Here is a 12528-nt window from a genome sequence, read left to right as displayed (position 1 = left end):
CAGACTGGGTTCATGGCTGTGACGTTGGAAATCTCCACCCGCGAAGCCGAGGTGCTGGCCCTGGTGGGCGAGCACCTCAGCAATGCCGAGATCGGTGCGCGACTGTTCATCTCGGTGCGCACGGTGGAGAGCCACGTCTCCTCGCTGCTGCGCAAACTCGACGTGCCCGACCGCCGGGCCCTGGCCCAGCACGCGGCCGCCACCCGCACCGCGAGCCCGCAGGCCGCGCCCGTCCTGCCGAAACCGTTGACCTCGTTCATCGGCCGCACCCGCGAACGCGCCGAACTCGCCGAACTGCTCCGGACCCAGCGTCAGGTGACCGCGGTCGGACCGGGCGGCGTCGGCAAGACCCGTCTGGCCCTCGCGGTCGCCGCCGAGGTGGCCGCCGATTTCGCCGACGGCGTGTGGTTCGTCGACCTGGTGCCGCTCGCCAGCCCCGACACCTGCGTGGTCGCGGGCACCGTCGCCATGGCCCTCGGCGTCGGCGAACAACCCGGCCGCCCCTTCGACCGCGCCGTGCTGGCCGCGCTCGCCGACCGCAATGCCCTACTGGTGCTGGACAATTGCGAACACGTCCGCGACGGTGTGGCCCCCTTCATCGAAGAGCTCCTGGCTACCTGCCCCGGCATGCGCGTGCTGGCCACCAGTCGCGCGCGGCTGCTGGTGCCGTTCGAACACTCCTACACCGTGCCGCCCATGTCGCTTGCCGGAGACGGCGATTCGGACGCGGTCGCCCTGTTCATGGACCGCGCGGCCGCGAGCGGCTGGCCGCCGAACCACGCGCTGCGCGACCAGGTGGCCGCGTTCTGCGGACGCCTCGACGGCGTGGCCCTGGCCATCGAGCTGGCCGCCGCCCGCTGGACCTCCCTCGGATTGGATGGCCTCACCGCCGGTTTGGACGACCAGTTGCGCATGCTGTCGGGCGGCGCCCGCGCCGACGACCGGCACCGCTCGGTCCGTGCGGCCCTGGACTGGAGTCACGCCCTGCTCGAACCCGAGGACCGCACCCTGCTGCGCCGGATCTCGGTGTTCATGGCCGCCTTCCCCGTGGAGGCGGCCGCCGCGGCCGCGAACCTCGACAAGGGCACGGTCGCGGCCGGATTGGCGCGGCTGGCGGAGCAGAGCCTGCTCGTCGTCGCCGACACCCCGACCGGCACCCGGTTCCGCGCCCTGGAAACCATCCGCCAATACGGCCTCGAACAGCTCGACGCCGCCGGTGAGCTCGACGACGCCCGCGCCGCCCACCTGCGCTGGTGCGCGGCGGAGGCCACCGAACTGTGCTCCCTGCGCGACGGCTGGCGACCCCGATTCGATACGGCCGCGGACGATTTCCGCGCCGCCCTCGGCTGGGCCTTCGAACGCCCGGATCAGCGCGCCGACGCTTCCGCGCTGGCCCGCGGCTTCGGCCACCTGCTGTTCGCCCGCCACCACACCGGCGAATCCCAATGGCGCCACGAACAAGCCGCCTACCTCTGTGACGATCCCGCCGTGGCCGCCGACCTGCTCCGCCAATCGGCGGCCGCGGCGGGCTGCGGCGGCAACGGCGACGACATGTACCGGCTGCACCGCTCCGCCGCCGAATACGCCCGGCGCGCCGGAGATCCCGCCGCCGCGGCCATCGACCTGGCCACCGCCGCCTCGGCCGCCTACCGCTTCTGGGGCAAGTTCGAGCAGCTCCCCACCCGGCAGGACGCGGCGGCGCTCCTCACCGAAGCCCGGCAGCTGGCCGACACCGCGGCCGCCGCGGATGACGAGGCGCGGGTGGCGGCCGCCCGCTCCGCCATCGCCTCGGCCGAGGCAACGGTCTTCGCCAACCCGTTCAACGCGCCGCAAGGCACCACCGAAGTGACTGCCGCCGAAGCGATGTCGCAGGTCGAGCACGCCGTGGACCTGGCACACGCCACCCGCGATCTGTTCGCCGAATCCGCCGCGCTGGACGCGCTCGCGGCCGCCCAGAGCGCCGCGGGGGACATCCGGGCCGCCGCCGCCACGGCACGCAAGCGAATCCGGCTACTGTCCACCACCCCGGACAATCCCGTGGGCACCCACGAACTGATGGACGCGCTCGGCCAAGCCGCCGAATTCGGTCTAGGCGCAGGCGATCTCGCCGGAGCCCGCCGCTGGGGACGGCAACTGGCCGAACACCCGATGCTCGCGGAGGTCGGCCACACCGCCACCAGCCGCCTCCTGGTCGCCGACGCCCTGGCCGGCAATGTCGACGACGTCCTCACCCACGGCGCCCGCTTCCTCGAGGCCTGGCACCGCGAGGACCGCCCCGCCCGCTCCGCCCTCGGCGCGGCCGTGGCCGGAGTCCGCATGATCCACGGCCTGCGCGACGACTTCGACGCCGAACGCGAATGGACCACCGTCCTCCAGCAACTCGGCACCCCCGCCGCGGACGCCGACGGCTACCAGGCGGTCTTCGACGCCCTGCTGATGCTGCACCACGGCCAACCCGAGGACGCCCTGGAACGCACCGAACTCACCGCGGCCGAGGCGAGCACACGAGTGCCGGGCGCGTGGCTGCCCTGGTACCTGGCCCTGCAAACCGAAGCCGTGGCGATCGCCGGGAACCCCGATGCCTCAGTCGAATTCGACCAGGCTCGGGCGGTGGCCGCCGGAAACCCGGTGGCCGCGGCCATCATCGACCGCGCCGAGGCCCTGCTGGCCAAGGACCGCGATCGACTGCTGTCCACCGCGACCACTTTCGACGCCGCGGGCTGTCACTACCAGGCCGCACGGACCAGGATTCTGGCCGGTGGCGCCGAGGCGGCCGCCGGGGCCGCCGCACTCACCACATTGGGCGTGACCCCGATGACCGCGCTGGTGCACCTGTAGCGGGTCAGCAGTGCGGGGTCGCCGTATCCGACAGCGAGGTGACCGTGCACTTCGCGCGGTCAGAGCTCTGCTTCGCGGCGTCGTCGAACGCGGCGACCAGGGCGTCGGCGCGATCGCGGCCGAGTACCGGCCGCAGTGCCATGACGATATTCGCCGGTTGCCCATCGCGCGAGAAGAATCCGCAATGCAGCCTGGCAGTTCCGCGGCGAGTCATCTGCATGACGCCGCCGCATTCAGGGTGTGGGGTCACGGCGTCACCCATGGTGATGACCGTGTCGTAGGCGACGAAGACGTCGTCCGCGGGCGGCGTGACGTCGGGGACGTTCCCTGCCGCGAACGGCTTCGGGGTGCTGGTCACGTCCGCGACCGCGAGGCAGACCGGGCCGTAGGGGCTGCCGACCATGGACAGTGCGACGGTGACGGTGGCTTCGCTGTCGGTGGCGTAGTCCAGAGCCGCCACCGTGGGCCGCAACTCGCTGTAGAGCCGCGCGACCTCGTCGGCGGTCATCGGCGTCGCCGTCACATCGAAAGTCGGAGCGGTGATGCGCCGGGCGCGCCCCGAAACCAGGTACGTGGTGATCGAACCGCTGGTGAGGCCGTCGACAGCCTGACCGTCGATGATCGTGGCCGCGCCGCGGGTCACCAGTTCCGACCGTCCAGGGCTGGGACCCAACTGCCGGGCGAGTGACTCGGGTTTCAGCTGCACGGCCATGTCCACGTGGAGGATTTTGGCGGGCTGCAGCTGTGGATAGTCGCCGACCTGTTCGGCGATCTCGGGTGCGACGCCGTGCGCGATCCAGGCGTCCTTGCCGCCCTGCAGGAAGGTCTTCCCTCCGACCGCGAGGTAGGTCAGTGTCCTTCCCGAGCCGTAGTCGATGGTTCCCGACGCCACACCGGCATTGGTGACTCGCACGTCCAAGCTCGGGGCTCTGCCGTCGCTGCGGGACAGGCTGCCGGTGTAGTGAACACCGGGCGCGTTGATGAGGGCCAGCTGTGCGGACTTCAGGTCCTCGCGCGCGGCTTGGCCGGATGAGGTCGCGTCCGGTCCGGTCACCAGCCACGCCGCGACGGCGGCGACCGCGAGCGCGACGACGATCAGCAGCGTGATCCACGGCCACCGCCTCTGGTGGCCCGCCACCACGGTCACGTGCCCCGGCGTCGCCGCATTCTCCGCCGGGTCGGCCACCGGTCGATCGGTAGTCATCCCACCCCCACATCGTGCAATCGGTCGGGCAATCCGACCGCAGCACTATATGATTCGGCCCCCCGACCAGCAAACCCATCGCACACCGCAGCCTTCCTTGCTGCCGGTTCCAGCGTCGTTCGGGCAGTTATCCTTCGGCGATGACCTTGTTGTTGCTGGCGTTGGCGATTGCGTGTGAGGTGACGGCGACGGTGTCGCTGAAGATCTCCGAGGGGTTCACCAAGGTGGTGCCGTCGGTCATCGTGGTGATCGGGTACGGGGCGGCGTTCTATTTCCTGTCGCAGGCACTGAAGCGGGGGATGGCCATCGGGGTGGCGTACGGGATCTGGTCGGCGGTGGGGGTGGTGGCGGTGGCGACCATCGGGGCGTTGTTCCTGGACGAGCGGATCACCGCCGTGCAGATCGGCGGGATCGTGCTGGTGATCGCGGGAGTGCTGGCGCTGGAACTCGGTGGGGCGCACTGAGGTTCGGCCGGGAGGTCAGTCCTGGACTCGGACCTCGTAGCCCGCGTCGGCGAGGGTGGTGAGGACCTCGTCGCGGTGGGCGGGGCCGCGGGTCTCCAGGGTGAGCAGGACCTCGACCTCGTCGATGCCGAGCCAGGCGCCGGTGCGGGAGTGTGCGACGTCCAGCACGCTCGCGCCGGTGCGGCTGAGCTCGGACAGCAGGCGGGACAGGCTGCCGGGGCGGTCGGAGATGGTGATGCGGGCGGCCAGGTAGCGGCCGGCGGCGCTGAGGCCGTGGCCGATGACGCGGGTCAGCAGCAGGGGGTCGATATTGCCGCCGGAGAGGATGGCGCAGACCGGGCCGTCGAGGGCGAGTTCCGCTGCGGTGTAGGCCATCAGGGCGGCGACACCGGCCGCGCCCGCGGGCTCGACGATCAGCTTGGCCCGTTCCATGCACAGCAGCAACGCCCTGGACAGGGCGTCCTCGTCGACGGTGACGATGGTGGGCGCGGCGTCGAGGACGTGCTCGAAGGGGACCTCGCCGGGCAGGCCCACCGCGATGCCGTCGGCCATGGTGGACATCTGTTCCAGGGCAATCGGTTTCCCGGCGGCCAGAGAGGCGGGCCAGGCGGCCGCCTCGGCGGCCTGGACCCCGATCACCCGGACCTGCGGGCGCAGCCGTCGCAGGGCCGCCGCGACTCCCGCGAGCAGGCCGCCACCGCCGGTGGGGACCAGCACGGTGCCGACATCCGGGAGCTGGTCGAGGATTTCGAGCCCCACCGTCGCCTGCCCGGCCACGATGTCGAGATGATCGAACGGGTGCACCAGCGTCGCCCCGGTACGATCGGCGAATTCCTTTGCCGCGAAAAGACATTGATCGACGGTGTCGCCCACCTGGTACACGGTCGCGCCGTAGGCCCGGGTGGCCACCAGTTTCGGCAGGGCCGCGCCGACCGGCATGAAGACCGTGGAGTCCAGACCCAGCGAGGTCGCCGCCCAGGCCACCCCCTGCGCGTGATTGCCCGCGCTGGCCGCCACCACGCCGCGCTCCCGCTCGGCCGGCGACAGATTCGCGATCCGGTTGTAGGCGCCGCGCGGCTTGAACGAGCCGGTGCGCTGCAGGTTCTCGCACTTCAGCCACACCGGATGCCCGACCCGCTCCGCCAGCACCCGCGAACCGACCACGGGCGTCCGGCGGATCACCGGTTCGAGCAGGGTCGCCGCCGCCTCGATCCGCGCCATGAGCTCCATGCGCGCCATGTTGCCAGGAATTCACCTCACCCGCGGGGCGGCGCGGCGCGGCGGATAATGGCGAATCCCGCACTGCGCGCCCGAGAAATGTGAAGCACGTGTGAACGGGCTGGTCGGAAAAGATATACGGATCACGCAATGACCCGGAAACCGAAAAGCAATCCATGGGGAACGGCTGATTCCTACCTTGAGCACACTCATCGGCTTTCGGATCGGATGCAACCCCATGACCGACATCGTCACTCCCGCATCGGCGGGTGCGGAATCAGCGGCACCGCCGCCCGCTCCAGACTACGACCTCCGGCTCACCAATGACGATCTCGCCCCCCTGAAGAAACAGACCTGGGGCTCGTACCACATCTTCGCCTTCTGGATGTCGGATGTGCACAGCGTCGGCGGATACGTCACCGCCGGTAGCCTTTTCGCGCTCGGCCTGGCGGGTTGGCAGGTGCTGGTCGCCCTGCTCATCGGCATCACGATCGTATATTTCCTGTGCAATCTGGTGGCCGCGCCCAGCCAGCGCGCGGGCGTCCCGTATCCGGTCGTGTGCCGCAGCGCCTTCGGCGTGAAGGGCGCGAACATCCCGGCCATCATCCGCGGCCTGATCGCGGTGGCCTGGTACGGGATTCAGACCTACCTGGCCTCGGCCGCGCTGATCGTGGTGGCGGTCAAGCTCTTCCCGAGCCTGGCCCCCTACGCCAAGTCCGGCGACTACGGCTTCCTCGGCCTGTCGCTGCTCGGCTGGGGCGCCTACCTGGTGCTGTGGATCGTGCAGGCCGCCGTGTTCTGGCAGGGCATGGAGTCCATCCGCAAGTTCATCGACTTCTGCGGTCCCGCCGTGTATGTCGTCATGTTCTTCCTGTGCGGCTACCTGATCTACCAGGCCGGCTGGGGCGCGATCGACCTGCAACTGGGCGCGGTGAAGTACCACGGCTGGGACGCCCTGCCGGTGCTGCTGGGCGCGATCGCGCTGGTGGTGTCCTACTTCTGCGGGCCCATGCTGAACTTCGGCGACTTCTCCCGCTACAGCAAGTCCATGGAGGCGGTGAGGCGCGGCAACCTGCTCGGGCTGCCGGTCAACTTCCTGGCTTTCTCACTGCTGGTGGTGATCACCGCGTCGCTGACCATCCCGGTGTACGGCGAGCTCATCACCGATCCCGTCGAGACCGTCTCGCGCATCGACTCCACCTTCGCGATCGTGCTCGGCGCGCTCACCTTCACCATCGCCACGGTCGGCATCAATATCGTCGCCAACTTCATCTCACCCGCCTTCGACTTCTCGCACGTGAGCCCGCAGAAGATCTCGTGGCGGATGGGCGGCATGATCGCGGCGGTCGGGTCGGTACTCATCACGCCGTGGAACCTGTACAACAACCCGGACGTCATCCACTACACCCTGGAAGTGCTGGGCGCGTTCATCGGACCGCTGTTCGGCGTGCTCATCGCCGACTACTACCTGGTGCGCAAGAAGACCATCGTGGTCGACGAGCTGTTCACCATGGCCGAGACCGGAAAGTACTGGTACCGCAACGGATTCAACCCGGTCGCGGTGATCGCCACTGTGATCGGCGCCATCGCGGCGGTATTCCCGGTGCTGGCCAAGGACGTGTACGGCATGCACACCGCGGCCCAGTACAGCTGGTTCATCGGCTGTGGGCTGGCGCTGGTCATCTATTACGGGCTCGCCACCCGCACCAAGCTGATGGTCACGGCCTGAGGGGCATCCCCCTCACCGAATCCCTGGCAGCGGTGCCGGACGCTGCCAGGGATTTGCCATTTCAGTGATATCGAACCCTCGGTGAATGTGGCGCGGATTACATAATCCCCACGATTTCGCGTATTAAAGGGCACAGTCAAAATATTCGGCTTTTCCGAATCGCAATTAGTACGGTGGATCTCATGCAGCTCTCCCGGTTCACCGATCTCGGCTTGCGGTCGCTCATGCGCCTGGCGGTCAGCAGTGGGGCCGACGAGCGCGTCACCGTCAAACTCATTGCGCGGCAGGTGAACGCCTCGGAGAACTATGTCGCCAAGGCCGTCTCCAAGCTGGCCGAACTCGGCTACGTCGAGTCCCAGCGCGGGCGCACGGGCGGGATCTTCCTGACCGAGGCCGGCCGCACCACCACCATCGGCACCATTGTCCGGCAGCTGGAAGGTGACGAAGAAGTCATCGACTGTGCCGGAGTCAATCCGTGCCCGCTCGCGAATGCCTGCCGTTTGCGGGGTCTCCTCGCGACCGCGCAGAACGCATTCTATGCCGAGCTGGACCGGTACCGGCTGTCCGATCTGGTGGATCAGCGAACCGTGGAACTGCTGCATCTGCCGGTCTTCCCGGCAGCGGAACTCATCGACACCTAGGAGACCTTCATGAGGCTCGCGCCGGATTCCACCCTCCACAATGTCGTCGACCTGGAACCCGAGCACGCCGACGTGATTCGCGCGACCCTGCCCCTGGTGGCCGCGCACATCGACCGGATCACCGCGCTGTTCTACTCGAAAATGTTCGCCGCCCACCCGGAACTGCTGCGCGACCGCTTCAATCGCGGCAACCAGCACGACGGCGCACAGCAGAAGGCCCTCGCCGCCTCCATCGCCACCTTCGCCACCCACCTCGTGGACCCGAATCTGCCGCATCCGCGGGAACTGCTGGCCCGCATCGGCCACAAGCACGCCTCGCTCGGCGTCACCGAACCCGAGTACCGCATCGTGCACGAGCACCTGTTCGCCGCCATCGTCGAGGTGCTGGGCGCGGACGTGGTCACCGCGGAGATCGCCGCGGCCTGGGATCGCGTGTACTGGCTGATGGCCACGACCCTCATCGATTTCGAGCGCGAGCTCTACACGGCGGCCGGGGTCGAGCCCGGTGACGTCTTCCGCGAGACCCGGGTGGTGCGCCGCGCCGACGACCCCTCGGGGGTGGCCACCTTCGTCGTCGAGTCCGCCGATCCCGCTCGCCCGCTGCCCGGTTTCGAACCGGGACAGTACATTTCGGTCGGTGCGCGACTGTCCGACGGCGCCCGGCAGCTGCGGCAGTACAGCCTGGTCAACCGGGGTGGCGACGGTTCGCTCGCATTCACCGTCCGCAAGGTGGTGGCCGAGGAGGCCACCCCCGCCGGTGAGGTGTCGAACTGGCTGCACGAGAACATCGGCGTGGGCGACACCCTCGAGATCACGCTGCCTTTCGGCGATCTCACCATCGATCCGGCGGCCACCACTCCGCTGGTGCTGATCTCCGCGGGCATCGGCGTCACCCCCATGGCGGGCATCCTGGAATACCTGGCCGCCGAAACCCCCACGCGCCGAACGGTCATCCTGCACGCGGACCGCTCCACCACCGCGCACCCGCTGCGCGAGACGGTCGCCGACCTGGCCCGCCGCCTGGCCGATGTGTACCACCGCACCTGGTACCGCGCCGACGGCCACGGTCTGATGGATCTGAGCCGGGTGGAGCTCCCGGAGGACGCGGACTACTACCTGTGCGGTGGCACCGGCTTCCTGCAGTACGTCCGCGCCCAGCTCATGTCCGCCGGAATCCCTTCGGACCGAGTCCATTTCGAGCTCTTCGCGCCGAACGACTGGCTGATGGACGTCGAGTCGCAGCCCGCGCCGGCCTGACGGGCGTTCGCGCAACGGACGGGCGCGGCCCGCGAGCGCGCGCCCGGTCCGCGGGGTGCGCCGCCTACTCCGCGCCCCGCCCGCGGGCCGCGATCACGGTCAGCACGCCGCTCAGCCACGGGGTGTAGCGGGCGGGTTCGCGCGCCACGTCCTCGGCGAGGGTGTCGGGCCGGATCCACGCGGTGTCGGCCACCTCGTCCGGATCCGGGTGCGGGACGGTGTCGTCCAGCCGCCCGATCACGACATGGTCGTACTCGAACTCGACGCGGCCGGTGTTCGGGTCGGTGGCCTGGTAGGTGAACGCGCCCACCTCGGACAGTTCCGCGGTGACGCCGAGCTCCTCGTGCAGCCGCTTGGCCGCGGCCTCCAGCACCGGCTGCCCGGGCTCGGGATGCCCGCAGCAGGTATTGGTCCACAGCAGCGGAAAGCGAGTCTTCACCGCGGCCCGCTGCTGCAACAGCACCCGCCCACCGGCGTCGAACAGCAGCACCGAGAACGCTCGATGCAGCTGTCCGGGCGCGGTGTGCGCCGCCGCCACCGACAGTGATCCGCGCGCGTGGCCCTGCTCGTCGACGAGTTCGACGAGCAGGGTCTCGCGGTCGGCCACCGGGGTGGCGTCGGAATCCGCCACCGGGGTGGTGCCGGATGTGTCAAGGGTGCCGGTCACCTGCCCACCTTATCGGCGACGATCATCAGGTACTGGAAGCTGCCCTCCTTGTACGAGGTCAGGAAGGGTTTCTCGACTCCGGTCGCCAGCTCCGAGTGGGTGCGCAGCTCCCAGTACGGGATGGTGTCCGGGGTGAGGTCCCGGACCGCGACCGGCACCAGGTTGTTGGCCGCCAGCGCCTTGAAGTACTGGCTGCGCGGGTGGATATTGCAGCCGTAGTGGGCGTCGATCCAGCTCACCGAGGAGGAGCGGGCGCCGAACACGTCATTGGAGCAGCCGGTGATGCAGACGTAGCGCCCGCCCGGCTCGAGCAGCCGGGAGAACTCGGCGAACAGCTCGAACAGGTCCACGTACATGGTGGTCTCATTGGTCCAGATGCCGCGCTTGGAGCCGGTCTCGAACCCGGTGTCGAGCATGTTCTTGAAGTGGAACCGCACCTTGTCCGAGACGCCCCGCTCGCCGGCCTGGTCGTTGGCGAAGCCCACCTGGTACTCGGAGATGGTGACGCCATCCATCCGGCAGCCGAAGCGCTGGTTGGCCATGAAGCTGGTGCCGCCGCGGCCGGATCCGCCGTCCATCAGCGCGTCGCCGGGGCGGACGTCGCCGAGCTGGTCGAGCAGTAAGTCGGCCTGGGCCGTCTCGAGCCGGTGCAGCTCCTTGACCAGTCGTTCCTGGCGGGTCTCCTCCGGACCCTCGAGGACCGACAGATCGGGTGCGCCGATGCCGTAGTGGTGGTGATAGAGCCCGTCCACCTCGCCGAGTTTGGTGTTGACCCGGTCGTCGTTGGGGTTGTTGTTCCAGTACGACGCGACCGATTTCTGGTACTCGGTCTTCAGGACGGCGTCGGTCTGGGGGTGGAGCGCGGTCATGGCAGGTCATCCTCTCGAATGGGTGATATGACGCTGGAAGTACTGCGCGAACGGACACACCGGAGTGCGGGACGGGAACACCGGATCGCGTGGAATGCGAAGCGGCTCAGGGGTTGTCGTTGTAGCGGCGACTGTCCGCGTGCCAGGCGCGGTTGCCGCCCATCCAGGACCACAGCCCGGTCAGGAAGCGGCGCAGCTCCGGGGATCCGGTGGCGGCGAGCGCACCCGCCTCGGCCTCGAAGCGGTGCACCAGTTCGTCGTGGACCTCGGCGGTGCGCCGCACGGCCTCGCGGCGCGAGCAGTTCTCCTCGGCGGCCAGCACGGTCGGGAGGTTGAATTCCCGCCCGCCCGACAGGTCCTCGCGGGCCATCGAGTAGAGGTCGTTGACCATCTGGCTGGCCAGCGCGGCGGTGGTGACCACCCGCCGCACCCGCGGATCGGAGTACTCCGCGGCGGGCAGCTCGTACCCGCCGACAGCGTCCAGCGGGGCCATGCAGGGCAGGAAGCTGTGCGGTTGCCGGTTCAGCAGGTATTCCCACACCGGCGGCATCCGGCCGGCCGCCCGCCAGCCCGCCTCGGCGCCGAGCGCGATGAACCAGCCCGCGATCTCGGTGCGCAACCGGGCCACCTGGGCCGGGGTCGCGAACCGCGACAGGTGCTCGAAGGAGGTGCGGAAGGCGCGCAGGATGGGATCGGCGCGCATCGCCTCCTCCACCTCGACCTGGTAGCGGGGTGGCAGGTGCACGGGATCCATGGCGGCGGCGGCCAGTTCGAGCCGGGGCCCCAGCTCGGCCTCCGCGCTGGACTTGCTGCCGTCGGGCGCGATGTCGCTGGCGTCCTCCTCGCAGTAGTAGTCGTCGACCGACCACTCCGAGACCGCGCATTTCGCGGCGGCCAGCAAGCGGTCCGCATCGTCGCAGTCCGGATGCGCGAGCATGATCAACCGGCCGAAGTCGGCCTTGCGGAGCTCGTCGAGCCGGCCCTCGTAGAGCCCGATCTCCTCGGCCCACGCGATGATTCCGATGTTCACCGCCTCCGCGAGCGCTGGGTTGTCCCGCACCGGCGGCGGACAGTAGAGCGTGGGGATCATCGATCCGCGCGGTTGGCCCCGATGGGTGGAAGCCGTCCCGATACCGGACGGTCCGTGCGAGAACTGGCGGGGCTCAACCGAACTCGGCACCGCACCGGAGACCGGGGTCACCGGTGCGACGGGCGGAGTGGCCGGGGGCGCGGGAATCCGACCCGAACCCAGGGACCGGGGGATGGGACCCCGCGGCCGGTCCGGGGAGATCGGCGGCCGCGGCGTCGGCACCGCGCCGCCGGCAGGCGACGGCGGACGCGATGCCTGTCCCGCGAGCTCCGTGATCACCTGGGGGGTGGGTAGGTTCACGCGGAGACTCGGGGCCCCGAGGCCGGAGGGGCCGAGTAGCCGTCGGGGGGAGAGCTCCTCGGGCGCGCCGAGGCCGGGATCGGCGAGGCCGAGGGATCGATCACCCTGGGCTGCCGCGGCTTCGGCGGCGGCGAACAGGGTCTCGGGTGCGGTGGTGTCGAGATTGGTCAGCAGAGCGGCGACGGCCGCCGCCACCTCATGGGTGGCAGGCGGGGCCGCGGCGCGGGAGAGCACCGACATGGGGGGACACC

The 12528-nt window shown here is 69.7% G+C and carries 10 protein-coding genes; 5 read left to right on the top strand and 5 right to left on the bottom strand.

The annotated features are described in order from the left end of the window. The first annotated feature begins 12 nt into the window (after positions 1 to 12). Positions 13 to 2838: a LuxR C-terminal-related transcriptional regulator gene (locus tag ABZ382_RS32450; RefSeq protein WP_357097048.1), complete on the top strand. Its 2826-nt coding sequence runs from the start codon at positions 13 to 15 to the stop codon at positions 2836 to 2838. 4 nt (positions 2839 to 2842) lie between these two features. Here the strand turns inward: ABZ382_RS32450 and ABZ382_RS32445 are convergent, their stop codons facing one another. Further along, positions 2843 to 4042 carry a hypothetical protein gene (locus tag ABZ382_RS32445; RefSeq protein WP_357097046.1) on the bottom strand — a complete coding sequence of 400 codons (1200 nt, stop codon included), beginning with the start codon at positions 4040 to 4042 and terminating at the stop codon, positions 2843 to 2845. 140 nt (positions 4043 to 4182) lie between these two features. Here ABZ382_RS32445 and ABZ382_RS32440 point away from each other — a divergent pair, with 140 nt between their 5' ends. Further along, on the top strand, positions 4183 to 4506 hold the full coding sequence (locus ABZ382_RS32440) for a multidrug efflux SMR transporter (RefSeq protein ID WP_357097044.1): 324 nt from the start codon (positions 4183 to 4185) through the stop codon (positions 4504 to 4506). 15 nt (positions 4507 to 4521) lie between these two features. On the opposite strand, the gene ilvA is transcribed toward ABZ382_RS32440, so the two are convergent. Beyond that, entirely contained in the window at positions 4522 to 5745 is a 1224-nt protein-coding gene (gene ilvA, locus ABZ382_RS32435) for a threonine ammonia-lyase (RefSeq protein WP_357097042.1), read from the bottom strand. A gap of 217 nt (positions 5746 to 5962) precedes the next feature. On the opposite strand from ilvA, the gene ABZ382_RS32430 reads away from it, so the two are divergent. From ABZ382_RS32430 to ABZ382_RS32420, 3 genes are all read left to right on the top strand, one after another. Next, entirely contained in the window at positions 5963 to 7453 is a 1491-nt protein-coding gene (locus tag ABZ382_RS32430; RefSeq protein WP_357097040.1) for an NCS1 family nucleobase:cation symporter-1, read from the top strand. A gap of 182 nt (positions 7454 to 7635) precedes the next feature. After that, complete coding sequence (locus ABZ382_RS32425; protein WP_357097038.1) at positions 7636 to 8094, top strand: Rrf2 family transcriptional regulator; 459 nt, start codon at positions 7636 to 7638, stop codon at positions 8092 to 8094. Positions 8095 to 8103: 9 nt separating this feature from the next. Continuing rightward, positions 8104 to 9351: a globin domain-containing protein gene (locus ABZ382_RS32420; protein WP_357097036.1), complete on the top strand. Its 1248-nt coding sequence runs from the start codon at positions 8104 to 8106 to the stop codon at positions 9349 to 9351. 64 nt (positions 9352 to 9415) lie between these two features. Here the strand turns inward: ABZ382_RS32420 and idi are convergent, their stop codons facing one another. The 3 genes from idi to ABZ382_RS32405 all read right to left on the bottom strand — a co-directional run bounded on the left by idi (position 9416) and on the right by ABZ382_RS32405 (position 12517). Continuing rightward, positions 9416 to 9940 carry an isopentenyl-diphosphate Delta-isomerase gene (gene idi / locus ABZ382_RS32415; RefSeq protein ID WP_357097150.1) on the bottom strand — a complete coding sequence of 175 codons (525 nt, stop codon included), beginning with the start codon at positions 9938 to 9940 and terminating at the stop codon, positions 9416 to 9418. Positions 9941 to 10014: 74 nt separating this feature from the next. Continuing rightward, positions 10015 to 10887, bottom strand: coding sequence for a geranyl diphosphate 2-C-methyltransferase (locus ABZ382_RS32410; RefSeq protein ID WP_357097034.1), 873 nt, complete (start codon positions 10885 to 10887; stop codon positions 10015 to 10017). A 106-nt stretch (positions 10888 to 10993) separates the two neighbouring features. Further along, positions 10994 to 12517, bottom strand: a complete 1524-nt coding sequence (locus tag ABZ382_RS32405) for a family 2 encapsulin nanocompartment cargo protein terpene cyclase (protein ID WP_357097032.1) — start codon at positions 12515 to 12517, stop codon at positions 10994 to 10996. Between the last annotated feature and the right edge of the window lie 11 nt (positions 12518 to 12528).

This window comes from Nocardia sp. NPDC005825, assembly GCF_040630175.1.
Classification (GTDB): domain Bacteria; phylum Actinomycetota; class Actinomycetes; order Mycobacteriales; family Mycobacteriaceae; genus Nocardia.
The sequence above is the reverse complement of the archived record's forward strand: the minus strand, read 5'-3'. Positions and strand labels throughout refer to the sequence as shown.